Raw genomic sequence first — 26,116 nt, forward strand, 5'->3', positions numbered from 1 at the left:
ATGCTATGTCTTCAAATAAGACACCGGTCGTTTTCAAAATTTCAGTCGAATTTCATTTTGGTATCCCTAAAAAAAAGGAGAAATAAAATCAATGTTCAGTTTTGATTTTTCCCTACTGTATCCGTTGGGTCAGTTCGGCTTTGTCGCATTGGCAACAATTCTTTTCTATTTACTAAGTAGGCCAATCCGGCATTTTATAGAAAAAAAACTTACCATCGATCCATCTCAAAGACCCCTTAGTTATCTTAAAGTCTTTCTTCAAAGTTTATGGCTTCCTCTTTGGATAGCTATTCTTTTTACGGTCTCCATTGTGGTGGCGATTTTCGCAACTATCTATGTAGAAGAACGCTTTTCAGTCACCATTTCTTTTATTGACCTTTTCTGGGGATTGTCTTTCGTTTGGTATTTTGCTTTCTGGTGGTTTTTGTTTCGTCTGGCTAAAACTAATTTGGAAATAGTCAAACAGAAGTTTAGCAATAGAGAACAATTTAGAAATATCTTGGCTACTCGTCTAGCTCGTATGCTCTACATTGTGATTCCTGTTATTGGAATATCAGGGGCCTTAGAAATCTATCCTTTTCGTTCAGAAATAAGAGTAGTTTTAAATAAGATCTTTGAAATTCTACTCATTGTTCTTTTAGCTTACTTTTTTTTTGAGTCAGTTGCTATTGGTGGAGAATTTATTATTCATAGGTGGAAAAAAGCAGAGAATGATTTTACAAAGAGGAAAGTTTATACCCAGGTCAAAGTCATTGAGAGAATTCTCTATTTTTTTATCATTCTATTTGCCGTTTCCTCCATTTTGATGCTATTCCCAGAAGTCAGACATATAGGGACAAGTATGCTGGCTTCAGCCGGTGTTATAGGTATTGTCGTTGGATTTGCTGCCCAACACATTTTTTCGAATATTTTTGCAGGCATTCAATTAGCTATCACCCAACCGATTAGGCTTGGAGATATTGTCGTAGTCCAGGGATATTGGGGCACCATTGAAGAAATTACTCTTACTTATGTCGTCGTCCACGTATGGGATCATCGCAGGCTCGTTCTTCCCATCAGCTATTTTACTTCGAATTTCTTCGAGAATTGGACTCGGCATTCATCAGAAATCATGGGCACAGTGTATATTTATGTTGATTATTCTATTCCCGTTGATTCGTTACGAAAACAACTTCAAGAGATTCTTTCTTCCTGTCCACTCTGGGACCAAAAAGTCGCGACTATCCAAGTCACTGAGGCAACGGACAAAGCCATGGAAGTGCGGATTCTTTTGAGCGCCGAAAATTCTTCAAAACTTTGGGATCTCCGCTGCTTGGTTCGAGAAAAAATGATCGGCTATCTTCAACAAACTTTTCCTCAAAGTTTGCCCAAATACCGACTGGATTATGTTAACCACTGGACTCCTCAGGATTCCATGGGAAGCTGTGAGACAACAGAGAAAAAGAAGTAAAAATATCATTTTTAGTTGTTTTAGAACTGCATCAATAGAACTAAGATAAGGCGTTTATGTATAGTCGGCTGTCTGCTAATCAGGGGCTTCCAAAGCCAAGAGCAAGGGAAGAAATTCATCAAGCGGTCATTTCGTTGATTGGAAAATTGAACCTGGCTAAAGGGTCGAAAGTACTTGATGTGCCAATGGGGCCTGGAGCCTTAAGTGTTATTTTACATCAGAATGGATACCAGGTTTTTGGAGTGGATATCGATTTAGAACAATCTGAGCCGGTCCAATCCTATGTTATCCGTAAAAAGGCTGATTTAAACGATTCAATTCCTTTTGAAGATGAATTTTTCGATCTTGCGGTTTCTTTAGAGGGAATCGAGCACCTTGAAAATCCATTTCAGTTTATTCGTGAAATTTCACGGGTGCTTCGTCAGGGAGGCTATTTCATTCTTTCCACTCCTAATATTTGCAATCTTGAAGAAAGACTTAATTACTTCTTCCGTGGAAGTTTTTATCGGTTCATTTCGCCAAACGAATTCAAAGAAAAAGGGAGTGGTTTTGACCACCAAAATCTTATGACTTGGGTCGAAATGAAACAGATTCTTGAATGGAATGAGTTAAAACCGCTTTTTCTGGAAAAAGACAAGATCAAATGGAGACAGCTCCTTTTTCTTTGGCCCTTAGGATTGCTTATTTGGCTTTATGGCAGACTGCAACCTGCTAGTAGAAGAAAGAAGTATTGTATGGACGACAATGAGTCATTCCCAGTTATGTTTGGAGGGAGCAGTTTGATTAGTGTTTCTAAAAAGCTCTTCAAAAACGAAATATGAGTACCTATTCAATTTACAATTCTGTAATTAAGAAAATAGAGCAAAGGATAGATCTCTCTTCAAAGAAACAGCTTTTGGATATTGGGAGTGGCAAAGGAGAATTAATACGATTGGTCAAAGAAAAATGGGATTTGTCGACATTTGCTTGTGATTACACCGATAAATGGATGGAAGTAAAAAATCAAAAAGTCGAGGTTGTAGATCTCAATACAGATCCCTTGCCTTATTCTGATAATTCTTTTGATATCATCACTTGTACAGAGGTGGTTGAACATCTCAATAATTATCGGAAGCTTCTCCAAGAAATGTACAGAGTTTTAAAGCCACAAGGATTAGTAGTGATTTCTACACCAAATTTGGTGAATCTCAAATCACGGATGCGTTTTTTTTCATTTGGTTTTTGGAACCTCTTTGGCCCTTTGCCATTCGATCGCATCCAAAGGGAAGATACTGATGGGCATATAAGCCCAGTCCACTTTTTCTATCTTGTTCATGGCCTCCATGAAGCTGGATTTTCCAAGATAGAAATTTCCGTAGATAAATACCAAAGGTCATCGATGATTGCTCTTTCCTTCTTTTATCTGCCGATTAAATTCTTTGGAGCCATTTCATTTTTTAAAGAACAAGCTAAGTACCGGACTATTCAAAAAGAAAACCTCCCCTATGTCACTCTTGTCAATACGCTCGACTTAATGCTTGGACGAACGGTTATTGCTACGGGTATGAAGCTTTATGATAGATAACGTAATGATGAACCCCTTGCGAATAGCAATCGTTACAATGGAATATGGATATGAGGGAGGAGCCGAGCGATTTGTATGGCAGGTCACAGAACGAATCAGCCGTCTTCCTTTTATTGAAGTGAATCTTTTTGCTGCTCGATGGAAAGAAACTAATCCCAGGATTATTTGTCATAAAGTGCCTATTTTGAAAATCGGTCGATGCTCTACTCGGTTGTCTTTCTGTTGGAATGCACATCAAATGGTTCAGAATGGAAAATACGACCTTGTTCATTGCCATGATTTGGTTGCTAACTGTGATGTCATTACTTTTGGAGTGCCACATTTGTTCTGGGTAAAAGAAATTCAGAAAAAAAATATGCTTTCTCCCTATAACCATTTGATTCGATGGCTTGAAAAAAAAACACTCTATTCTAAGACCCTTTCTTGGATTTTACCTAATTCTCAGCGTGCCAAAACTGCTTTCGCTCAGTATTATCCGGATCTTCTCTCAAAGGTGCAAGTCGTAAGCCCCGGGGTGGAGTTCGATCGGTTTTGTCAGGATAGGGATAGAGCTGAACTGAGAGAGAAAATATTGAATAGATTTGGATGGCACCCGCAGCATCTTCTTGGGCTATTTGTTGGAAATAACTGGAAACTGAAAGGATTGCCTCAAATCTGTCTTGGTATAGCTGAAGCAAAAAAAAAAGGGCTGATAATCAATCTTTTAGTCGTTGGGAGAGGGGATCACGAAGCGATGGGCTCTTTTTTGAGGGCAAAAGGAATTGCCAATCAGGTAGGGTTCATAGGCTTGGTTTCTGAGGAAATCGAAAATTTTTATAAAGCTGCTGATTTTCTTATTCTTCTTTCTCAATTTGAGAGTTTTGGGATGGTGGTCTTAGAAGCTATGGCCTCGGCTCTGCCAGTTATTTTATCAGCTGATATTGGAGCATGGGATGTTGCAATAGAAGGGGTCAATGCTCTGAAGATTGTCAATGCAGAAGATCCACAAGAAATAGCGATGGCTTATAGCAAACTTTCTGATCCGTTGGTAAGAAAAACAATGGGGCATAATGCTCGCGAAACAGCAAAAAAGTACGATTGGAGCAAAGTTGCAGAGGCAACACTACGTATTTATTCTTTAGTTTTAAAAGAAAAAAAGCTTGTTCAGCAATCTGATCGGATCATCAGGAACGTTGGATTGAGCATGGACTAAAATCAAATTTTTCTTCTATCTTCAATAAGGCTTCGGTAATTCCTAAAGAAGCTTCTTTTTTGGCTACATAACCACCTTGCTTGATAACCTTTTCTTTTACTTCCTTCACAGCATTTGCAGGACAGGCCAAATGTGAGGCCAATTGTATTTCAAGCATGGGTAAATCATTGAAATGGTCACCGCAAGCCATGGAATTTTTAGGACTTATTCCCAGAAGCCGCTGGATCTGCTTCAAAGCCGATCCCTTATGAAAGTCTTTGTGGGCAAAACGAAAATAAACAAAATTGCGGTGGTAAGTTAAAAAAGGCATATTTTGCAGTTTTTGATCTATATACAAAGAGATCTGATCAGCCTCCTGGTTACTGGAAGCTTCAACTTCAATAGGCGACCACGATGAACTATGAATTGTGGCCTTTGTATGAAGAATTAAGTAGTTGGCAAGTTCTTCAAAGAAAAACCCTATGGAATCAAATAAAATTTTATGTGAGTTTCTGCATTTGAGATTCCACTCTTCGTGAGGAAAAATCTGAAGGCCTTGGACTTTAAATATTTCTTTTTCGTAAAGAACAACCCAATCTGGTAAAAAGGGGATTTGGAGCCTGTTCAATTCTTCAAAAAGACTTTCCCAGCTTCTTCCTGTATTGATTACCCATACAAAAGTATCCTGCTTTTTTTTCTTATGGAGCAATTCATAAAACTCTGTGGCAATTTTTCTTTCCTCTCCAACAGAAAGGAGTGTGCCATCGAAATCAGTACAAAAAAGAAATGGAGTTCTCACACTGTTTTTTCTTTATGTGGTTGATTGTTGTTCAGCCCAATTGTCCATCCCTAATTCATAGGCATTTTTGCCAAAAAAAAAAATAGCAGAGTGGTTTGCATACTATATTGCTATGTTTAAAAAAAGTTTCAAAGAAATTCACTTGTTTTTAGAGAATAATTGCCTTGAAAGGCTCGTAGATAGCCCTAAGTGAGAGTATTTTCTATTTTCGAATTCTCAATGTGCTTTATTGGGTGGTTTGGGCAGCTTGGGATCTAGATCGTACGAAGATAGTCGTAAGGGATATGTAAACAATGGATGCCAATCAACTCTTACCCTCTGTAGCTTTTGTTCTCCCATGGGTTGGTGATCCAGATTGCTTTCTAAATGGAAAAACCCTTGATATTGTGATGTCCAACTCCACCGATGGATTCGGATAAGCTGGCAGAAACAGGAGGCAGTGCTTCTGTGTCTGGATAAAGAAAATTTAGATGACTAAAGCTTTACAGGAGTAAATCTGGAAAAATGATTTATTAAAAAAATCAAAAAATATATGAAATAGATTATAAAATCTTTTTTCTTATATAATTTTTTATTTTTTTATAAGTTATTTAATAACTTTTTAATAACAAATAAATTATAAATATCATTTTCGTAACAATATCTCCACATATTTGCCATAATAAATTCACATAAAGTTTCATGATTTTGTGTTATTTTTCATTAAACTTGCTGAACGATTATTCAAAATCTTGCTTGTTCTTAGTCAAATAGAGCGAATAAAAGGATTTTGGGTAGTATATTTTTAATAAGGAACTATTAGAAAAGGTATTTATATGATTGAGTTTTTTTTCAAGGGTGGCCCTGTGATGTGGCCGATATTAATCCTTGGACTAGTGACTTTAGCAGCGCTATTGGAAAGGGTTTTTTTCTATCTTGCCGAACAGAGCGTAAGGAATCCGAAACTTATACAAAAGATCTTTGAACTGACTGAAAAGGGAAAGTACGAAGAAGCTATAGCGATAGGTGAAAAATCAAAATATGTTGTGGCGCAAGTGCTGGTGGAAGGCTTAAGGCATAGAAATAGCATGCCTGTGGATGCAATGATAGAAGCGGCTAGCGCTCAGATAGAGAAGTATTCTCGTGGGCTTGTGATTCTTGATACGGCTGTAACCCTTGGACCTCTTTTAGGACTGCTGGGGACGGTAACGGGGATGATGCATGCTTTTAGTATTGTTGGTACTGGAGAAATAGCAGGCAAACAAGCGGCAATCACCGGAGGCGTAGCCGAATCTCTCATCGCGGTGAGCTTTGGTTTGGCCATCGCAATTATTGCCATTATTCCATTGAATTTTTTCAATGCGCGCACTGAAAAAGTCAGAAGAGAAATAGAAGGCTATTGTACGAGGCTTGAAATGATACTCAAAAAGTCGCTTAAAGTGAATAATCAAAGGTTGGATATGGAAATGGTTCGATAAAAAGGAAGCAGGGAGCCAGAGAAAATTGGCAAACTAAAGGAGTGTATAGAGATGAAAATTCATGTCCAGACTGAAAAACATCGTCCTAGGTTAGAAATCATCCCTTTTATTGATGTGATGTTTTTCCTGTTAGCAACCTTTATGATCGTTTCTTTGACGATGGTCAAAAACGAGACTATCCAGATTAAACTTCCCAAAAGCACCACGGCTGTTTCTCAACCCCCGCCTGATCAGATAACTGTCAAAGTGCTCGAAGAGGGCAATTTTCTTTTTGACAAAGAAAAAGTGCTTTCTCAAGAGTTAACGTCGAAGTTGAATCAGATTAAAACTTCTAATCCAGATCCCAAAATATTCGTAACAGGAGAACCTAACGCTTCTTTTGAGCTAGTAGTCAAGATAATTGATGAGGCTCGAAAAATTGGGATCAATAAGATAGCCATTCAGACAACCAAACCTCAATCTCAAACTCAAAAAAGCGGATTAGCCAATGGAACGTAACGATTATATTGGATACTTCTTATCTTTGTTGATCCATGCGACCCTTCTTTTTATTGTTGGGTATTTTTTTATTCAAAAAGTGGAATATGGAATTACTGCTGGGGAAGCCACTGTGGATGTTGATCTTATAAATGTTCCAGAAACACCCATTCCTCCAGAACCGGTTCCCACTCCGATTCCAGAAGAGATGGCGCAGCCTCAGGAAGCGCCCAAACCTGTAGTACAGCCTCCTCCAAAGCCTAAAGCGGTTCAAAAGCCAAAGGGCATACCTCAAGCTACTAAAACACCAGCAGGCAAAATGACGATGCCTGGATATCTTAGGAATCCTGCCCCAGCCTATCCCGCAGCGGCAAAAGCCGCAGGGCATCAAGGGTTGGTTATTTTACGAGTGCATGTTTCCTCTTCTGGTTATCCAACTTCAGTAACAATTGGTAAATCTTCTGGTTATCCAGAATTAGATCAGGCAGCAGAAAATACAGTAAAAAAATTCTGGAGATTTAAACCACCCACGATGCTTGGACTCCCTATCGATGTTGATGTAGATATCCCTATTCGTTTCAAGATCAATTGATGGAAAGAATTCTTTAGAATAAAAAAGCCTCTTTTCTGCTTGCATTGTTTCTTACTTCCTAAAAGGCTATTTGCTTTTGTCTCGAGAAAATCTAGCATTTAGGTTTTCAAAAATTTTTTTTTGGTTGTCTTATCCGACTTTTCTACCAAAGTATCCTGTATATGGATTTCCCGCCCCTCAAGGAGTTTCTTCAGATTGCAGCTACTGCCAATGTTATCCCGTTAGTAAGAGAAATCATAGCCGATCTAGACACCCCAGTTTCGGCTTATCTTAAAATTTCATATGCTTCTCGATACTCTTTCCTTTTTGAATCTGCTGACCGTGGAAAATTTGGACGTTATTCCTATCTTGGCGCTGATCCCTATTTTATCATTAGTGCTTATGGCAGAAAGATCACCATAGAATATCGAGACGGGAAAAAAGTGGAATTTTGGACCGATTCCAATCCGTTAAACGAACTAAAAAAAATGATGGAGCCTTACAAGGCGTTCCCTATTCCTCAACTGCCAGATTTTTTTGGGGGACTAGTGGGTTATTTGGGATACGAAATGGTTCACTTTTTTGAGCCATCGGTTCCGAGAGCTCGAAAAGACGACTTAGGAGTTCCTGATCTTTGTTTTCTTCTAGCCGACACATTAATCATTTTTGATCATCAAGAAAGAAGAATGTTTCTTATTGCCAATGCCATAATCGAAAACAATCCCTTGGATGCCTATGAAAAAGTAAAGAGAAAATTAGACGATCTCCAAGAGGCTCTCTCCAAACTGTTATATCACCCTCTTTTTTTGAAGAATCCGGACTGTGGATATGAACTGCCACTAGAAGTCAATATGACAAAGGAAGAATACATTTCGATGACTGAAAAAATGCAGGAATATATTAGGGCCGGAGATATTTTTCAGGTCGTCCCTTCCCAAAGATGGCATACCCCATGTAAAAGGGATCCTATAGATGTTTATAGAGCCTTAAGATTAATTAATCCTTCTCCTTATATGTTTTGCTTAAAATTTAAGGATTTTTCTTTAGTAGGTTCCTCTCCAGAAGTCCATGTTCGGTTTGACAAGCGGAAAGTCTATGTGAGACCTATTGCCGGAACAAGGCCTAGGGGACAAAATTCTCCTGAAGAAGAAGCAAAGATTGTTGAGGAGCTCATAAATGACCCGAAGGAAAAAGCCGAGCATATCATGCTTGTTGATTTAGCTCGCAATGATATTGGAAGGGTCTGTGCTTTTAATTCGATCATTGTCAAAGAACTTATGGTTATTGAAAAATACAGTCATGTGATCCATATGGTTTCTTCTGTTGAAGGAATAGCTCGCGAAGGAATATCTCCTTTTGACGTTTTAGAGGCAACCTTTCCTGCAGGAACTGTAACAGGAGCACCTAAAGTCAGGGCCATGCAAATCATATCTCAATTAGAACCTACTTGCAGAGGACCTTATGCGGGCATTGTGGGATGTTTAAGCTTTTCTGGCTATTTGGACAGCTGTATAGCCATTAGAACCATTTTGATAAAAAATGGGTATGCGTATCTTCAAGCTGGAGGCGGTCTAGTTGCAGATAGTACTCCTATTGGGGAATACCTTGAATCTTCGAATAAAGCAAAAGCGGGTATGAAAGCCCTTGCTTTAGTAGAGTCTTTTCTGTAGGATAGGATGTCTTTAGAAGCCTTGGATTTTATGCTTCTTGTCATCGATAACTACGATTCGTTTACTTACAATCTTGTACAGTATTTTGGAGAGCTTGGGATCGAGCCGACCGTTTATAGAAATGATCAGATCAGCGTAGAAGCAGTCGCAGCCCTTTCTCCCCAGTTTATTGTCATATCGCCTGGTCCTAAAGGTCCTGCCGATGCAGGAATATCTTGTGAGATTATTGATCGATTAGGTCCATTTATTCCTATTCTTGGGGTCTGTCTAGGGCATCAATGCATTGGGCATGTGTATGGCGCAAAGGTAGTAAGGGCTAAGAAACTAATGCATGGGAAAACCTCTTTCATTCATCATAACGGAGAGGGGATTTTTTGGAGTTTGCCTAATCCATTTGAAGCCACCCGATACCATTCATTGATTGTAGAAAAAGAGAGTATACCATCTTGTCTTCACATTACTGCCTGGACAGAAGATGATGAAGTGATGGGCTTATCTCATGAAAAATATCCTGTATTTGGAGTTCAATTTCATCCAGAATCCATTTTGACAAGAGAAGGAAAAAGAATTTTAAAAAACTTTTTATCCATTAGAAAACAACATATTTTTTAATTTCTCATTTTAATCTTAGAAAGATCATGGAATTTCTTCTTTCCGATCCTACTTTTGCAATGGCCTGTGAGCAGTTCCATAGAGTTGCCAGTTTTTTAGGGTTACCAGAAAAGACTAGAGAAATCATCAAATGGCCTCAACGATCTCTTACTGTTAGCTTTCCAGTTAAAATGGACAATGGAACTATTCGCATGTTTGTAGGCTATAGGGTGCAACATCATCTTGCTTTAGGTCCAACAAAAGGAGGCATACGGTTTGATCCCGACGTCACGTTAGGAGAAATATCGGCTTTAGCAATGTGGATGAGCTGGAAATGCGCCTTAGTTGGTTTGCCCTTTGGTGGAGCCAAAGGCGGAGTAGCCTGTAAGCCAAGCGAAATGAGCAAAAAAGAACTCGAAGGTTTGACTAGAAGATATACGCAAGAGCTGATCCCTTTTATTGGCCCACAGAAAGATATTCCCGCACCGGACATTGGAACGAATGAACAAATAATGGCATGGATGATGGATACATATTCAATGCAGGTAGGATATACAGCCCCTGGGGTTGTTACCGGCAAACCGGTGACAATTGGTGGGTCCCTTGGAAGAAGAGAAGCTACAGGAAGAGGAGTGGCTTTTCTTGTCAAAAAAGTGAGCGAAATTTTAAAAATGCCTAATCCTCTTCGGATCATTGTCCAAGGTTTTGGCAATGTGGGATCCGTTAGTGTTAGACAACTAGTTGAGCAAGGAGCGGTCCTCATCGGTGTTTCTGATTTAAGTGGGGCGCTTTATAATCCTAAAGGAATAAATTGTGCCCATCTGTGTGCCTATAAAGAAAAAACAGGCATGTTGGCAGGATTTCCGGAAGCGGATCCAATTGATGGTTTCGATTTGCTTTGCCAACGCTGTGATGTGTTAATCCCAGCAGCCAAAGAAAGAGTGATAACCAAAAAAAATGCTGAAAAATTACAATGCCGTATATTAGCTGAAGGAGCAAATGGTCCGACAACACCAGAAGCTGATAAAATATTGGAAGAAAGAAAGGATATCTTTGTCATACCGGATATTTTGTGCAATTCAGGAGGTGTAATTGTGAGTTATTTTGAATGGGTACAAGATATGCAAAGCTATTTTTGGTCGGAAAGAGAAGTTTTTGATGCTCTCTATCGAATTCTCTCTGCAACGTTGCATTCTATTATGAAATTTTCTCATGAAAGAAAAGTCTCCACAAGAATAGCAGCTCTGTCCCTAGGCATTAAAAAAGTAGCTGAAGCTAAAGAGATGCGTGGGGTTTTCCCTTAGACTCAATTCACATTGGGAATTCGAACTGTTTTTTAAATAGGCGATTGAGAGAATTGTCCTACAACTTCTAGCTTTCGATGCTACACTTTTCTTTTGCTCCTCTTTCGTATATGGCTCGATTGAATATTTTGAAAACAAGCAAGATGATCCACGCTTTGTTTTGTTTTTTGCTTTTTTCTTTGTTGGCAATGCCACAGGGAGTAAGCCAAGAGGCTCTAAATAACGAAGCTAAGACCCAGTCGGCGAATAATTATGTAAGGAATTCTGGGGGAGGGGAAGCTTCCGTATCCCAACCTGCCGAGCCTGTGTTGCGTGGTGCGATGGTGAAACTAACGGATTTTGGATCTGATGATGTGGGCTATCTTTCGATTCCAGATCAAGAGCCCAAAGGGGGTGTGGTACTTGTCCCAGGGATTTGGGGGTTAAGTCAAGGCATAAAATTCCTCGCAGACCATTTTTCAAAAGATGGGTATGTGGCTTTAGTTGTGGATCTTTTTAACGGTATTGTTCCGAAGGATAGCTCCTCTGCTGCTGATTTAAGAAGATTTGTTAGGGAAGAATCTGCTTTGAACGTTATAGCAGCTGCTGTCCGGTTTCTTCATGAAAGTCCTAGATTTCACACGACAAAGGTAGGAGTGGTTGGATGGGATATCGGTGGGGAATACACATTAGAAGCGGCGATCAATGTAAAAGGAATAAACGCTGTAGTCATTTACTACGGAGAAGTGAATCTTGAAAAAAGAAAACTTTCCAAACTTCGAGTCCCAGTGTGCTACTTTTATGCTGAAAAGGATCAAACGGTTTCGAAAGAAAAAATCATTCATTTTGTCAATGCTATGGAGGAGGAAAAAAAACCACTCTCATTTTACAGTTTTGAAGCTCAACATGGCTTTGCTGATCCTGCAAGTGCAAATTACGATCCTACCACTGCCGAAGCGGCGTGGAATATTTCAATCAATTTTTTAGAAAAAGAATTTAATGCCATTAAAAAAGAGACAGGATTCCTGGATAGGATTATCCATAGCAAAGATTAATGTAGAGGGCTTAAAAAACTCTGGGGAGCACCGGATAGCCTCTGCTTTCTGGGATTTTTACTTTAGATAGTCGATATCCCCCTTGGCTTAAGAGCTGGTTGTGACAATGGTTACTATTGTTATTCAGCTTTTCCTCTGGAAGACACAACACTGCAAGCATTCAAGCTAATTTCCTATTCTTTGGTATCCTTTAACAGGGATTTTTTCCCCAATCATAATTCATTAAGTTATCGGAAAATTGGGGTAGACAAGAAAAGACTCTTTCCTATATCTGACCTAAGAACTATGAGAGACTCTGAGGACTACTGCCTGTTTGGATTTTGGATACACTTCATAGGCAAGTCAAAGGAATTTAGCCAAAACTTTTAAATGCTTTTATGTTTACCTGGTCACAATGGTTTTTGTTATCTAGTACAAATTTTTCGTATTGACCCGAACAAAAAGAACAGTTATCCAACATTCCATGCATTCAGGAAGGCTTTTTTTAAAAAAGGAAAATGAGGTTGGGGACAATAAAAAGCTTCATTCTGTCCCCCTTTCTTTAGTGGAAGAAACCTTAAATTTTCCACAAAAAGTGGAAAAGACGATTAAAAAAGCACAAAGATATCTTCTTTCTATACAAAAAGAAGATGGGCATTGGGTAGGGGAATTGTTTGTGGATGTGACGCTCGCTTGCGATTGCATTCACTTGATGCATTGGAGAGGAAAGATTGATTATAAAAAACAGAAACGATTGGTAAAGCATATACTGGACAGGCAGCTTCCTGATGGCGGGTGGAATATTTATCCTGGAGGTCCCAGTGAAGTCAATGCCACAGTCAAAGCCTACTTTGCCCTTAAATTAGCTGGTTTCTCTCCAGATGAACCTTTAATGGCTAAAGCACGCTCTACTATTCTTAGGCTTGGAGGAATACCTAAGTGCATGACTTACACAAAGCTGGGGTTAGCCCTTCTAGGGGTTTATCCATGGGATCGCCTTCCTGTTATCCCCCCAGAAATTATCCTTTTCCCGAATTGGTTCCCTTTCAATCTCTATGAAATATCGGCTTGGAGCAGGACCATGCTTGTTCCCCTATCTATTATCCATCATTTTAAGCCGACAAGAATTCTCCCTGAAAAATTGCAGCTGCATGAGCTCTTCCCCTATGGGACGGAACGTGGGAAGTTTTCCTGGCTAAAGAAAGGGGCAAAATATTTATCTAAAGAAGGTTTATTTTTAGCTTGTGATAAATTTTTACAATATTGGGATAAGACTTCATTGAAGCCGTTTAGGAAGATGGCTATAGAAAAAGCTGAAAAATGGATATTAGAGCGTATAGCTGCCGGATCCGATGGCCTGGGAGCTATTTTCCCAGCGATGCATTATGCGATCATGGCTTTGATTGCTTTAGGATATACCGAAGACAATCCGATCCTAAAAAAGGCTATCACTGATTTTGAGTCGTTAGAAGTAGACGATCAGAAAAACGATGATTTAAGGATACAACCCTGCCTTTCTCCCCTTTGGGATACGGCCATTGGCCTAGTGGCTTTGGCTGAATCTGGTTATGAAAGAAATGCTCCACAGCTGAAGAAAGCCGCTCATTGGATAATAAACAGAGAAATAAGAATCAAAGGTGATTGGTATGTTAGAAATCCCCATCCGGAAGCTAGTGGTTGGGCTTTCGAATATAACAACATGTATTATCCAGATGTGGATGATACGCTAATGGTGCTTTTGGCCCTGCGATTGATTGATATAGATGATAAGATAAAGAAAGAAGAAGTGATGCAGCGAGCTTTACGATGGGTTATCAGTTTTCAATGTGAGAATGGAGGGTGGGCTGCTTTTGATAAAAACGTTTATAAAAAATGGCTAGAAGATATTCCCTTTGCTGATCATAATGCGATACTTGATCCTCCATGTTCAGATATAACAGCAAGAGCTTTAGAATTATTCGGCAAAATGGGGATTAGAAAAAATGAGAAGTTTGTACAAAAAGCGATTCGTTATCTAAAAGAAACTCAAGAAAGTGACGGCTCTTGGATGGGAAGGTGGGGAGTCAATTATATTTATGGGACATGGCAGGCCTTAAGAGGATTGCAGGCGATTGGAGAAGACATGAATCAGGAATGGATTTTAAGGGCTAGGGATTGGCTAGAGTCTTGTCAGAATGAAGATGGGGGGTGGGGAGAAACTCCAGCCTCTTATGATAATCCTCAGCTCAAAGGGAAAGGACCGAGTACGGCTTCTCAAACTGCTTGGGCTATAAGTGGCATTATGGCATGTGGAGACATTTTCAGACCAAGCATTACACGAGGAATCAAATATTTATGTGAACGACAACTTTCTGATGGATCTTGGGCAGAAGAATTCTTAACTGGCACCGGTTTCCCTGGCGTTTTTTACTTGAAGTACGATATGTACAGAAATGCATGGCCTCTACTTGTCATTGGGGAGTATTATAGGCAATATCAACAAGCTAAAGAACGAGCTACCTATTGGGTAGATGCAACTCTTGGGTGCATGGAAAAGAGGCTTTCAGCTGTATGATAGCTATTGGATTTGCTATCGAACATGAAGGGAAGGAGATATTGGACCATGTTCTTAAGGAAAAAAAGGAAGTAGAAGGACATGTTTTTTATTTAGGAAAATATGCACACAAAACTATCTGTGGTATGGTATTGGGGATGGGAAAAAGAAAGTCTGCCCGAAGTGCCGAACTCTTATTAAGGAATTTTTCACCTTCCCTATTTATTTTAGCCGGCTATTCTGGTGCCTTGGTTCCTGCAATCCGTAAAGGAGAGGTATGCGCGGTAGAAAATTACCTCTCCGAAGAACTACGTCCTATTCTTTTAGGTCAAGGATTGCCTCTATACAAGACTGTCTGTTCTGATGTTATTGTAGCAGACCCGGAAAGCAGGTCAAAAATGGCGCAACTTTCCGCTGCTCAAATTGTCGATATGGAAACGGAAGCAGTCTATAATACCGCCCAGGCACATGGAGTGGCTTTTTGTTCGATTCGAGTTATTAGTGATGAGTATGGAGATAGACTACCAGTGGGAGCAATAATGTCTTCTTGGGATTCAGAAAAAGGGGAATCCAAACCCTTCTCTCTTATTCGTTATCTTTTGAGCCATCCTAAAGAAACCGTCCCTTTTTTTCAGTTTGTTTCTACTTTACCTAAGATTCGCAGAAAGTTGACCAAGGTAATTCTTACGCTTATTTATAATTTAGAAATATAAGGAACTATATTATGAACAGCATTTTTCCTTTACAGTTGAATATTACCCTTACCCCAATGGCTCTTTCAAAGATTAAAAAACTAACTGATTCTCATCCTGGATATATGTTACGGCTTTCGGTTACAAAAGGTGGATGCGCTGGCAATGAATATCTACTAGAACTAGCCGTACCCAAGGAAAAGGATATTCGGTTACAAATAGAAGATGTTTTTGTGGCTATCGATCCAGAAAGTAGTCATTTATTAGCCGGTTCAACCATTGATTATAAAGAGGGTCTAACCCAAGGTGGATTTAGGATCATCAATCCTCAAGCTAAATCGACTTGTGGGTGTGGTTCTTCTTTTCAGGTTTAATTTCTGTTTTTTTCCTCTTAATATTTTTTAAATTTTAAACATTTTTCTATGCCAGGAAGAAAAGCTTATCCTTTTGATGTTATTGAGCCAAAATGGCAACACTACTGGTTCGATAGGGAGCTTTTCAGAGCTGCAGATCCTGGAGAAATGGGTTCAGAGAAGCCCAAGTTTTATGTCCTCGATATGTTTCCATATCCTTCTGGTAGTGGTCTTCATGTTGGCCATCTTGAAGGTTATACCGCCTCAGACATCGTTGCCCGTTATAAAAGAATGAAGGGGTTTAATGTGCTGCATCCAATGGGTTGGGACGCTTTTGGATTGCCAGCTGAACAGCATGCCATTTTAACGGGGACTCATCCAGCGGTAACAACCAAACAAAATATTGATAATTTTCGTCGACAGATTCAGTCCATGGGTTTTTCATACGACTGGAAGAGGGAAATCAACACAACTGATCCCTCTTATTATAAATGGACGCAGTGGATTTTTAAAAGGCTTTTCGAAAAAGGCTTGGCTTATGTCGCTGAAGCTCCTGTGTGGTATTGTCCAAAGCTTAAAACAGTTCTTGCTAATGAGGAAATTGTTCATACCCCTGAAGGTCCACGGTCTGAAAGAGGGAATCATCCTGTTATTAAAAAACCTTTTAGACAATGGTTTTTAAAAATAACAGCCTATGCTGAGAAGCTGCTTGAAGGCTTGGAATTAGTAGAATGGCCGGAATCAATTAAAGAGATGCAGCGCCATTGGATAGGCAAAAGTGAAGGGGCAGTGGTTAAATTTTCTGTTGAAGGAAAAGATATTGAAATTGAAGTCTTTACCACAAGACCGGATACGCTTTTTGGGGTGACCTTTTTGGTCTTGGCTCCAGAAAATCCATTAGTCACTAAGTTGACAGAGAGCGGGTTCAAAGAGTTGGTGGAACAATACTGTGCCGCTACTTCTTTAAAGACCGATTTAGAAAGAACGGAGTTATCTAAAAACAAAACTGGAGTTTGGACTGGAAGCTATGCTATCCACCCGATTACAAATGAAAAATTGCCGATTTGGATTTCTGACTATGTGCTAATGACGTACGGAACAGGCGCTATCATGGCTGTTCCTGCCCATGATCGGAGAGACTACGACTTTGCCAAAACTTTTTCTCTGCCGATAAAAAAAGTCGTTACAGCTGAAAGGATCGAGGAGGAAACTGACTGTTATACAGGGGAAGGTATAACAGTTCATTCTGGATTTATATCCGGGCTTGCAACAAAGGAGGCTAAGGAGAAAATCATTCAATGGTTGGAGGAGAAAAAACTTGGGAAAAGAATGGTGCAATACAAACTAAGAGATTGGCTTTTTTCCCGTCAGAGATATTGGGGAGAACCTTTTCCTATAATATGGAAAGAAAATGCACCGATTCTAGTTCCGGATGAAGAGCTGCCGGTGTTGTTACCAGACCTTGAAGATTTTACTCCTACAGATGAAGGCATAGCACCTTTAGCTCGGAAAAAGGACTGGGTAGAATTGGGAAATGGACTAAAGAGAGAGGTGAACACAATGCCTCAATGGGCTGGGTCTTGTTGGTATTATTTGCGGTATTGTGATCCATCCAACAAAGAAACCCCTTTTGCAACTGAAAAGGAAAGATACTGGATGCACCCTCACGGAGTGGATTTGTATATAGGTGGGGCTGAACATGCAGTTCTTCATCTACTTTATGCCCGGTTCTGGCATAAAGTTCTCTATGATATCGGTCTTGTTTCGACTCCAGAACCCTTTTATAAATTAGTGAACCAGGGAGTGATATTAGGAGAAGATAATCAAAAAATGTCAAAATCTAGAGGCAACATTGTTAATCCGGATGCTATCGTTCAAGAATATGGAGCGGATACGTTGCGTCTTTTCGAAATGTTTCTTGGCCCTTTACAACAGAGCAAGCCTTGGTCTTCTAAGGGATTGGAAGGGCCTCATCGCTTTCTGGCTAGGGTATGGAGACTGTTTATGGATGAAGATGGAGAAGGGTTGTGGATGCTAAGAAAAGATATTCTTGAAGAAGAGGCCCCCACTCACATTCTAAGATTACAGCATCAGACCATTGCAGGAGTCACTGAAGACATTGAAAATTTTCAATTTCATACGGCTATTGCCAAGCTTATGACCTTTGTCAATGAGCTAACAAAAGAAAAAAAACGATGGAAAAAAGTACTCGAAGATCTTCTTTTGCTTCTGTCTCCTTTTGCTCCACATATTTGCGAAGAATTATGGCAAAAAATGGGGCATAAGGATTCCTTGGCCTACGAGCCTTGGCCAAAATATGATCCAAAGTATTTAATCGATGAAGAGATAGAACTAATTGTGCAAATCGACGGGAAAGTGCGTGGTCGGATTATGGTCAAAAAAGGGATTGAAAAGGAAGAAGTTATAAGAAAAGCAAAGGAGACTGAGGCAATTGGGAAATGGCTTGAAAAGGCTACTATTTCAAAAGTTATCTATGTTCCAGATAAACTTCTTAATTTTGTCCTAGAAAAAAATTTAAAAAGCCAATAAGCGTCTTTTGAAAAACTTAGATGGCTTCGGATGTCGATGTAAAGTAAAAGTCTTTCACTAAAAGCGGAGGAATTAACGCTGGGACATCGTCAATTTCAGATCCTATACAATTAACTGCTCTGCCGATCTGCTGAACGCTTTGAAGCATTGTCAAAGGACTTTGGTTAAATCTAAAATTATTCACCGCTTTAGAGATTTTGCCTTTTTCAATCAAAAATGTGCCATCTCGCGTAAGCCCTGTAAAGATAAGGGATTGAGGATCAACTTCTCTAATATACCATAGTCTTGTAACTAAAATGGCTTTGTCTATATCTTGAATCATTTTTTCAAGAGTGATATCTGATCCTCTCATCAAAATATTGGATGGCTCGGGGATAGGCTCTTTGTGATTTTTTTTTGCCCAATATCTAGAATAAATAAGGTTAGAAAGGATGCCATTTTGAATCCATGGAATCTTTCGACAAGGTAGTCCATCATTGGAAAAGACTTGTCCTGGAGCCTGCCTGTTGGAAGGGTCAGAGTAGATTGTTATATTGGATGGAAATAGAGGCTCTCCAATTCTATTCCCCCCACCTGGCTTTGAAAAAACACTTCTTCCTTCATCAGCTGCCCGCCCATCCATAGAAAATAACATAAGACCAATAAGATCGACAGCGGCTGTAGGTTCAAGAAGAACAGGATAGTGGCCAGGAGCCATAGAAAGCTTCTCTTTGCTTAAAGTAGCCTTCTGGATAGCAGTTTCAATTAGTTTTTCTGGATCTATTTCCTCAATATTAAAAACGAACGCTCCTGACCAGCCCGAACCAAGGCCATCGTTTGTTCTTGCCGTGGCTGTCAATTGTATATTAGCAAATTTTTGATATCCAAAAAGCCCATTGCTATTGGCAATGCAGATGAAGTATTTCTGGAATTTTATAAAACTACTAAGTTCAATTTGCTGGTTTTGATTTTGAGTTAGTACATCCAGTATTTTAACAGCTATTTCAACAATGTTTTCTATTGAGAGGCTCCCCATGCTTTCAGAGTAGGAAAAACTGCTGGTGTAGTGTTGTGGACCAAGAGGCGGTAAGAACTCAGGATCGGGAGGAGAAATCTGCGCAAGCTTTTCACAGCGTCTTAACCCGCGTTCAATGGCAGACATTTCAAGCTGATCGATTGTGTAACTGGCCGTTCTATTCTCGAAGGTAGAATTTAAAGTAATTTTAAGAGAATTTTCAATGCCATTAGTATTTAAAGCATTTCTCCCTATGCGGATGTTTACAAATTGGCCGCCTTTTATCTCTACTGATAAGCTGTTGGCTTTAGATAAAGAAAGAATAGATCTTTGAAAATTTCTTGCTTCAGATTCGGAAAGTATCATGAATGTAAACGGCTATTTAGTATAGTGATATTCCTAAATCTAGCAGGAACAGCTCCATGGGAGACTGGTGCAGATTGAGAAGGTTCTCCTTTCCCACAAAAAAGAGTCCCGCACAGTTTATATTCTTCTTTGCTACAAATCCCATCACAGGATTTCCAAAAAGACTGGGTGTTTCCTTGGTAGATAACATCCCGAAGCATTTGTCGGATCTCTCCATTTTTAATCTCATAAAAGAGTTGTCCACCAAATTGGAAATTATATCTTTGTTGATCGATGCTCCAGCTCCCATCCCCAATGATATAGATGCCATCTTCCACTCCTGAAATGAGATCCTTAAGTTGTTCCTTTTTTTCACTTGGGACAAGAGAAATATTGGGCATCCGCTGGATGGGGAAAAAATTATAACTTTGAGCGTAACTGCAACCGTTGGATTTTTCTTTGCCAATCCAATGTGCTTGTCCAATAGCCATTTGAAAGTTTTTAAGAATACCCTTTTCTATGATAAGAAAGTCTGACCAACTAGAAGGAATCCCATCGTCATCATATCCAACGGAAGCCAGACCACCTGGCTGATTGCGATCGGCTCTAATGGTAACAATGGGGCTGGCAAAATCAAAATTGCCCAATTGGTCAACTTTTAGAAAAGAAGTCCCAGCATAGTTGGATTCAAGTCCCATGACCCTATCTAATTCGGTAGAATGGCCTATGGTTTCATGAATGGTTAACCAAAGATTGGTTGGATGGAGTACAAGGTCTTTTATTCCAGGAACAACGGATTTTGCATGCAGCTTTTCTTTAGCTTGATGGGTCGCTTCAACTACTTCACGCTCAAAGGCTTTTTTCTCAATGATTTCTAGACCTCCAGATTTCGGAGGCTCGAAACTTGACCTGCTTTCAAATTTCCCTTCCTTTTTGTCAACTACAGTAACGATAAACTTTGGATAGGTTCTAAGGAATGTTTGTTCAATCCAGGATCCAATAGAGGAGGCATATATTCTAAGTTCTTTGTGAAATAAGAAGAAGGATCGGCAAAAATCAGCCCCAGCTTTGATTGCCTTGTCATTAAGGTCGAGTAAAAACGATGTTTTTTCTTCTAAAGGCACCCCAAAAGGATCAACTAACACATCTTGATGCCATTGTCCTTGGATTTGTGGCAATTTTTCTAATTCCACCCGTCTTGGATTCAATTTGAGGCATTTTTTTGCTACTTCAACGGCTTCCTTTGTTTTTTCCGCAGCTTCATTAGGATCTAGCAGATTCGAAGAAGCAAAACCCCATGTTCCTTCGAAAAGGACTCTAATACCTATTCCAGATTCAAAACTACCTCCCAGTTCTTCGATTCTATTTTCTCTTGAAATAATTCTTTCTTTAAGGATCCAACAGATGCGTATATCAGAAAATTGACAACCATAGAGTCTAGCTGTATGGAGGGCTGATTCCGCAACAACTGTAGCTATTCTCCGGCTCTGGTCGTAACTCCAAAAAGCATCTGGGAGAGGGCCAGAAAAAACAGTGGGCATTTTTAAGGAAAGCAAGCTTCCTGCTAATCCTTTGATAAAGTTTCTTCTATCGCAGTTCAATATAATTATATCTTATATAAGAATAATGGGTAGGCTATTCAACTTAAAAAGAAAATTAGGAAGGAGAAGAAGTTGCTTGACTGATAGTTTTCTAAAAGAATAGGATAACTTTTTTATGCATGATGCTTTGACCGAATGGATCTCCAACAATCGTGAAAAATTATTCCAATTTTTACAACACCTTATTCAAATCCCTACCATTAATCCACCTGGCAAGCAATACGCAGAAATGGTTGAGTACTTGGAGAGGAAACTTCAGCAGATTGGATTAGAGACAGAGATTGTTAGAGTGCCTGATGCAATAGTAGAGAAGCAATTGGGAGAAGCCTTCCTTTCCTTTCCTCGCTATAATCTTATAGCCCGATGGAATGCTAAGGCTCCCAAAACGGTCCTTTTTAATTCCCATTATGATGTTGTCCCTGTTTCGGGAAAATGGAAGCATGATCCCTTCCGGGGAGAAAAAGACGATAAGTGGATTTATGGAAGGGGTTCTGCAGATATGAAAGGATCTCTTGCCGCAAGCATTTTTGCTGTGGAGGCATTGAAAACCTTAAAAATTGATCCCCTATATAATGTTCAGTTTGCTCTTGTCGCTGATGAAGAAATTGGTGGAGAATTGGGTTCTGGGTTTGTGGTGAAAAATAAATTGGTGGAACCAGATTTTGTGGTCGTTTGTGAAGGAGGATCCGCAAAGAAAATAGGGATAGGACATAATGGAATTCTTCAACTGAATATAAGGGTCTTAGGGACTTCAACCCACACGGCTTATCAGCAAAAGGCAGTTAACTCCTTTTTAGAAACGGTCCATTTGGTTGAATTTTTGGAAAGATTTTTTAAGAAAATTTTGGCAGATACAAAAAGGGTCTATGTGGCTCCTTCAAAAGAAAAACTAAAACCTATTGTCAATATAGGAGGTGTGGTTGGTTCTGGTCCTGGTTCAAAAGTTAACATCGTTTCTGCAGAGACTACTTTTACAATTGACCGTAGATTGACTCCATCAGAAAAGATGGATCGAGTCGAAAGTGAGATTAGGGAAGCTATAGAAAAATGGGCCAAGAAAAGAGGAACGAAAATAAAAATAGAGATTATCCACAAAACTGAACCTTGCGCTCTTGGGTATAATTCAAACTTTACGAAGTCATTTAAATCGGCTGTTGAAAAAATAAAAGGAGGCAAAGCAACTTTTACTATCAACAGAGGGGCAACGGATATGCATTTTTTTGCAAAGGCCAAGAATTGCGAAGCAATTGGATACGGTGTCGATGGTAAAGATATCCATGCGATTGATGAGAAAACTTCTCTTGAGGATCTGGTTGAAACGACACAAGTTTATGCGACCTTCCTTTCTTCTCCATTGTCTTGAGTCAGTTTTTGGTTATTAAAGCAAAGAAAAGCAGGGACTTTAGGGACTCTCTCCTATGAAAAGAATAGAGCGTTATTGACTTAAATTTTAAGGTTATTGCACCCGTCGGGACTTGAACCCAAAGCCTTCGGCTCCGGAGGCCGACGCTCTATCCAGTTGAGCTACGGGTGCCATTGAGTTCTTGAGATGCGCAGCCGCTAGAGAATATCTTCAAAGAAAAGAGTCTGGCTCAATCGTTAGGGTTCTCCATAGAAGACTCAGCTTCGGAAATTTTCTCTCTTAATCGGTTTTTTCTTGCTAGATAATCTTCTACAAGCATGATTTGATCTTTTCCGGTTCTCCTTATCATTTTCAGAAGCTGATCCATAACCGTAACTTCTTCAAGTTGTTCTTTAACAAACCATTGAAGAAAATTATCTGATGTAAAGTCTTTCTCCTCTTTGGCTAATCGAACTAGATCATGAATTTCCTTCGTCACGGCTATTTCTCTCTCAAGGGATAAACTGATAGCAGATTCTGGATCTTTAAAAGAAGAATCTACTGCTCCGATTGCTGGAATACTGACAGGAATATCATTATCAATTAAAAATTTTATAAATTTCAGAGCATGCTGACGTTCTTCATCGGCTTGTTTGAAAAAAAAGGCTGAGAGTTCTGGAAGGGCTTCTATTTCGAAATAGGAACCGATAGCAAGATAAAGAACAAAAGCCTGAAATTCACTGCCGATTTGTTTATATAAAGAAGGGACTATCTTTTGGCTTATAAGCATACCTATCATCTAAATATAATTGATAGAAAAGGAAAGAAAAAAACTTCTAAAAACTTTTATCTATAGAATGGGATTATTTGATTTTTTTTAAAAATTCTTCTGTGAATTTTCTATAGCTAATGCAGCCTATGCTGTGGGGATCGTAAAGAGTGATAGGCTTTCCATAGCTTGGGGCTTCCGCTAGTCGGACTGTTCTTGGAATAATTGTATCAAATACAAGGTTGGGAATATGTTTGCGGACATCTTCAACGACCTGTTGACTTAAATTTGTTCTGCTATCATACATGGTCATCAGTATTCCTAAAATATTGGGGGCTGATGAAACCAGTTTTTTAAGGTTATCAAGCAGTTGAAACATTTTTGCCAATCCTTCTAAAGCGTAGTATTCGCATTGAATAGGAATGATTAGCCAATCAGCAGCAACCATCGAGTTGACCATGAGTAATCCTAAGGCTGGGGGACAATCAAGAATAACATACTGATAGGCTGTTCCAATAAGGGATTCTCTAAAGATTTTTCTAAAAAAAGAAAAAGATTCGATTGGATCATGCTGTTGATTTTCCCAATTGGCTAATTCTAGATTTGCTGGGATAAGGTCCAAATTCATGTAGGGAGTAGAAATTATCTGGTCTTTTAAAAGTTGTTCACCAATTAAAACAGGGAATAAACTTTTTCCAGAATCAAGGGAAAACCCCACTCCACTCGTTGCATTGGATTGGGGGTCTACATCGACCAGTAGCGTCGAATATCCTTTTTCAGCTAAACAAGCGGAAAGGTTGATTGCTGTTGTAGTTTTCCCTACCCCTCCTTTTTGGTTTGCAATCGAAATAAATTTCATTGTCCATTTGTTCAATTATCATTAATAAAAGAAAACTAAACTAACATTCTTGTTGAATTTGAGCTAAAATAAAATTGAATTTTAGCTAATTTCCTTTGTCTTTTCTGTATCTGCTTTAGGTGGGAAAATGGATTAACTTGACATTTTTTATAATGTTTTAATATTAAAATCTCTTTTTCATGATCAAGGTTGAAAATCTGATAAAAACGTATTCAGGTTATACGGCACTGCAGGGAATTAGTTTTGAAGTAAAAAAAGGAGAAATCGTCGGTTTCCTTGGTCCTAATGGGGCAGGAAAAACGACGACCATGCGTATTTTGTCTTGTTACCTCCCTCCAACTAGTGGAAAAGTAGAAGTAGCCGGCTTTGATGTTCTTCAGAAACCTTTGGAGGTTAAGAAAAGAGTAGGGTACATGCCAGAAAATGTTCCCCTATATACGGATTTAAGAGTAAATGAGTATCTAAGGTATAGAGCTAAACTCAAGGGGATTAGGGGCTCGATGCTCAATGAAAGGGTACAATCTGTTTTAAAACTTTGCCATATTGAAGATGTCGCTTCAAGCATGATTGGAAATTTATCCAAAGGGTATCGACAAAGGGTGGGCCTTGCGGATGCATTGGTGCATGATCCGGAATTGTTGATTTTAGATGAGCCAACTATTGGCTTGGATCCCAATCAGATTAGATCGGTCAGGGAATTAATTCGGAGTTTGGGCCAACACCATACCATCATTTTGTCCTCTCATATCTTGAGCGAAGTCGAGGCCGTCTGTAGTAGAGTTTTAATTATAAATAAGGGCAAAATAGAAGCTGCGGATACTCCTGAGAATCTCTCAAAACTTGTTAGAGGTGGAAATATAGGAGCGATTCGACTTGAAATCCTTTGTAAGCCCTCTGTGGCGAAGGAAGCTTTCGAACGGTTGGAGGAAGTTGAGGAAGCAGAAATTGTTGAAGAATATCCAGGAGGATGGGTGATCCTACAGGTATGGCCTAAACCTGGAAATGATATCAGAGATGGAGTTTATAATGTAATTCAGAAAAATGGTTGGAAAATAAGAGAAATGTCAAGAATAAAAGCAACCTTAGAGGATATTTTTGTCGAATTAACACAAGATTGAAGCAGCTAATTTTCTGTAGAAGAGGTTTTGGTAATAGGTGGTTGTTCTAAAAACGGTGAATAGAAAAAAAAACCTTTTTTTTGAAAATATTTTTTTGGATGAGGATGTATTATGGCTCTTTTGACTTTATTTCAAAGAGAAATGAAAAGCTACTTTGTCTCTCCAGTAGCTTATATCCTTCTATTTTCTTGTTCTTTGATCAATGGAGCTAGTTTTGTTTTTTGGCTCAACTACCTTTCGATCAATAATATCAAAGAATTTACTCTTTTGCAGGCTTGCATGAATGCATTTTTTTTCTGGTTTTTGCTCCTTGTTCAAGTACCCGTTTTAACGATGCGGTCTTTTGCTGAAGAATACAAATTGGGTACCATTGAGATGATTCTGACAGCCCCTGTGAGGGAATGGGAATTAGTGCTATCCAAGTTTTTAGGCTCTGTTTGTTTCTTTTCTGTTCTTTGGATGCCAATGGCATTGTATTTAGCGGTGTTGCGGATAGTTTATGGACATTCCCTTGGGATGAGTGCAGGGATGATTGTTCTCCCTTTCCTAATGCTTCTTCTCATTGGAATGTTCTTTATATCGATCGGCCTTTTTGTTTCGTCCCTTACGAAAAATCAGATTATTGCTGCCATTCTTTCTTTTGCTCTTATTTTCCTCATTTTCTCATTAAGTTTTTTGATTTATTTGGGAATTGGTGGTCAGACTCGGGAAATGATTTCTTATCTTTCATTTTTGGATCAAATGGATACTTTTTCACGGGGTATTTTCGATTCTAGACCTGTTGTTTTATTGGGTTCAGCCACTTTCTTTTTCCTCTTTCTTACTGAAAAAATTTTGGAATGGAGAAGGCTCAGAGAATGACAAGGAAAAAAATTACAAAAAGAAGCTTGGGA

General features: G+C 39.2%; 24 protein-coding genes and 1 tRNA gene. 19 read left to right on the plus strand and 6 right to left on the minus strand.

The genetic code is table 11. The features are described 5' to 3' along the window. Positions 1–91 precede the first annotated feature (91 nt). From QOL44_RS02915 to QOL44_RS02930, 4 genes are read left to right on the plus strand one after another with little or no spacing between them, the layout of a single operon-like run. Entirely contained in the window at positions 92–1,450 is a 1,359-nt protein-coding gene (locus QOL44_RS02915) for a mechanosensitive ion channel family protein (protein WP_009061059.1), read from the plus strand. 56 nt (positions 1,451–1,506) lie between these two features. Further along, a complete protein-coding gene (locus tag QOL44_RS02920) occupies positions 1,507–2,271 on the plus strand; it encodes a class I SAM-dependent methyltransferase (RefSeq protein ID WP_009061056.1) in 765 nt (254 codons plus the stop codon). Beyond that, positions 2,268–3,014, plus strand: a complete 747-nt coding sequence (locus QOL44_RS02925; RefSeq protein ID WP_009061054.1) for a class I SAM-dependent methyltransferase — start codon at positions 2,268–2,270, stop codon at positions 3,012–3,014. Before QOL44_RS02920 ends, QOL44_RS02925 begins: the two co-directional genes overlap by 4 nt. A 4-nt stretch (positions 3,015–3,018) precedes the next feature. Next, positions 3,019–4,206, plus strand: a complete 1,188-nt coding sequence (locus QOL44_RS02930; RefSeq protein WP_258042269.1) for a glycosyltransferase family 4 protein — start codon at positions 3,019–3,021, stop codon at positions 4,204–4,206. On the opposite strand, the gene QOL44_RS02935 is transcribed toward QOL44_RS02930, so the two are convergent. Then, positions 4,178–4,984 (minus strand): HAD family hydrolase, encoded by an 807-nt coding sequence (locus QOL44_RS02935; protein WP_009061051.1) that lies wholly within the window; start codon positions 4,982–4,984, stop codon positions 4,178–4,180. The two genes, QOL44_RS02930 and QOL44_RS02935, sit on opposite strands and share 29 nt — an antisense overlap. A 293-nt stretch (positions 4,985–5,277) precedes the next feature. Between QOL44_RS02935 and QOL44_RS02940 the strand changes: the two genes are divergently transcribed. The 12 genes from QOL44_RS02940 to leuS all read left to right on the plus strand — a co-directional run bounded on the left by QOL44_RS02940 (position 5,278) and on the right by leuS (position 18,195). Beyond that, positions 5,278–5,403, plus strand: coding sequence for a hypothetical protein (locus QOL44_RS02940; protein WP_266098576.1), 126 nt, complete (start codon positions 5,278–5,280; stop codon positions 5,401–5,403). A 396-nt stretch (positions 5,404–5,799) separates the two neighbouring features. Continuing rightward, positions 5,800–6,441 carry a MotA/TolQ/ExbB proton channel family protein gene (locus QOL44_RS02945; protein ID WP_009061048.1) on the plus strand — a complete coding sequence of 214 codons (642 nt, stop codon included), beginning with the start codon at positions 5,800–5,802 and terminating at the stop codon, positions 6,439–6,441. Between the two features lie 51 nt (positions 6,442–6,492). Then, on the plus strand, positions 6,493–6,939 hold the full coding sequence (locus QOL44_RS02950) for an ExbD/TolR family protein (RefSeq protein WP_009061047.1): 447 nt from the start codon (positions 6,493–6,495) through the stop codon (positions 6,937–6,939). Next, on the plus strand, positions 6,929–7,510 hold the full coding sequence (locus tag QOL44_RS02955) for an energy transducer TonB family protein (protein WP_009061045.1): 582 nt from the start codon (positions 6,929–6,931) through the stop codon (positions 7,508–7,510). The genes QOL44_RS02950 and QOL44_RS02955 overlap by 11 nt, the downstream gene beginning before the upstream one ends. 161 nt (positions 7,511–7,671) lie before the next feature. Next, on the plus strand, positions 7,672–9,159 hold the full coding sequence (gene trpE, locus QOL44_RS02960; RefSeq protein WP_009061043.1) for an anthranilate synthase component I: 1,488 nt from the start codon (positions 7,672–7,674) through the stop codon (positions 9,157–9,159). Positions 9,160–9,189: 30 nt separating this feature from the next. Further along, complete coding sequence (locus tag QOL44_RS02965; protein ID WP_045086953.1) at positions 9,190–9,771, plus strand: anthranilate synthase component II; 582 nt, start codon at positions 9,190–9,192, stop codon at positions 9,769–9,771. Positions 9,772–9,797: 26 nt separating this feature from the next. Beyond that, positions 9,798–11,054, plus strand: a complete 1,257-nt coding sequence (locus QOL44_RS02970) for a Glu/Leu/Phe/Val family dehydrogenase (RefSeq protein WP_009061039.1) — start codon at positions 9,798–9,800, stop codon at positions 11,052–11,054. A 143-nt stretch (positions 11,055–11,197) separates the two neighbouring features. After that, entirely contained in the window at positions 11,198–12,088 is an 891-nt protein-coding gene (locus QOL44_RS02975; RefSeq protein WP_244230911.1) for a dienelactone hydrolase family protein, read from the plus strand. Between the two features lie 427 nt (positions 12,089–12,515). Further along, positions 12,516–14,621: a squalene--hopene cyclase gene (gene shc / locus QOL44_RS02980; protein WP_228343275.1), complete on the plus strand. Its 2,106-nt coding sequence runs from the start codon at positions 12,516–12,518 to the stop codon at positions 14,619–14,621. Next, on the plus strand, positions 14,618–15,313 hold the full coding sequence (locus QOL44_RS02985; protein ID WP_009061033.1) for a phosphorylase family protein: 696 nt from the start codon (positions 14,618–14,620) through the stop codon (positions 15,311–15,313). Before shc ends, QOL44_RS02985 begins: the two co-directional genes overlap by 4 nt. 11 nt (positions 15,314–15,324) lie before the next feature. Further along, positions 15,325–15,666: a HesB/IscA family protein gene (locus tag QOL44_RS02990; protein WP_009061031.1), complete on the plus strand. Its 342-nt coding sequence runs from the start codon at positions 15,325–15,327 to the stop codon at positions 15,664–15,666. A 48-nt stretch (positions 15,667–15,714) separates the two neighbouring features. Further along, the gene (gene leuS, locus QOL44_RS02995; RefSeq protein ID WP_009061030.1) at positions 15,715–18,195 is read left to right on the plus strand and encodes a leucine--tRNA ligase; all 2,481 of its coding nucleotides are present in this window, start codon (positions 15,715–15,717) and stop codon (positions 18,193–18,195) included. Positions 18,196–18,211: 16 nt separating this feature from the next. On the opposite strand, the gene QOL44_RS03000 is transcribed toward leuS, so the two are convergent. After that, positions 18,212–19,555, minus strand: a complete 1,344-nt coding sequence (locus tag QOL44_RS03000) for a TldD/PmbA family protein (protein ID WP_009061028.1) — start codon at positions 19,553–19,555, stop codon at positions 18,212–18,214. Next, positions 19,552–21,135: a TldD/PmbA family protein gene (locus QOL44_RS03005; protein WP_134372625.1), complete on the minus strand. Its 1,584-nt coding sequence runs from the start codon at positions 21,133–21,135 to the stop codon at positions 19,552–19,554. The genes QOL44_RS03000 and QOL44_RS03005 overlap by 4 nt, the downstream gene beginning before the upstream one ends. A gap of 115 nt (positions 21,136–21,250) precedes the next feature. On the opposite strand from QOL44_RS03005, the gene QOL44_RS03010 reads away from it, so the two are divergent. Continuing rightward, complete coding sequence (locus QOL44_RS03010) at positions 21,251–22,498, plus strand: M20 family metallopeptidase (RefSeq protein WP_009061024.1); 1,248 nt, start codon at positions 21,251–21,253, stop codon at positions 22,496–22,498. Between the two features lie 97 nt (positions 22,499–22,595). On the opposite strand, the gene QOL44_RS03015 is transcribed toward QOL44_RS03010, so the two are convergent. The 3 genes from QOL44_RS03015 to QOL44_RS03025 form a co-directional block, all read right to left on the minus strand. After that, positions 22,596–22,669 (minus strand) — tRNA-Arg (locus QOL44_RS03015). 58 nt (positions 22,670–22,727) lie between these two features. After that, positions 22,728–23,276: a ferritin gene (locus QOL44_RS03020; protein WP_009061022.1), complete on the minus strand. Its 549-nt coding sequence runs from the start codon at positions 23,274–23,276 to the stop codon at positions 22,728–22,730. 64 nt (positions 23,277–23,340) lie between these two features. Then, positions 23,341–24,105, minus strand: a complete 765-nt coding sequence (locus QOL44_RS03025) for a ParA family protein (protein ID WP_009061020.1) — start codon at positions 24,103–24,105, stop codon at positions 23,341–23,343. A gap of 179 nt (positions 24,106–24,284) precedes the next feature. Here QOL44_RS03025 and QOL44_RS03030 point away from each other — a divergent pair, with 179 nt between their 5' ends. Both QOL44_RS03030 and QOL44_RS03035 read left to right on the plus strand, forming a co-directional pair. Next, positions 24,285–25,223, plus strand: a complete 939-nt coding sequence (locus QOL44_RS03030; RefSeq protein WP_009061018.1) for an ABC transporter ATP-binding protein — start codon at positions 24,285–24,287, stop codon at positions 25,221–25,223. A gap of 111 nt (positions 25,224–25,334) precedes the next feature. Next, complete coding sequence (locus QOL44_RS03035) at positions 25,335–26,084, plus strand: ABC transporter permease (protein WP_009061016.1); 750 nt, start codon at positions 25,335–25,337, stop codon at positions 26,082–26,084. Positions 26,085–26,116: the final 32 nt, after the last annotated feature.

The organism is Candidatus Methylacidiphilum fumarolicum (genome assembly GCF_949774925.1).
GTDB classification, from domain to species: domain Bacteria; phylum Verrucomicrobiota; class Verrucomicrobiia; order Methylacidiphilales; family Methylacidiphilaceae; genus Methylacidiphilum; species Methylacidiphilum fumarolicum.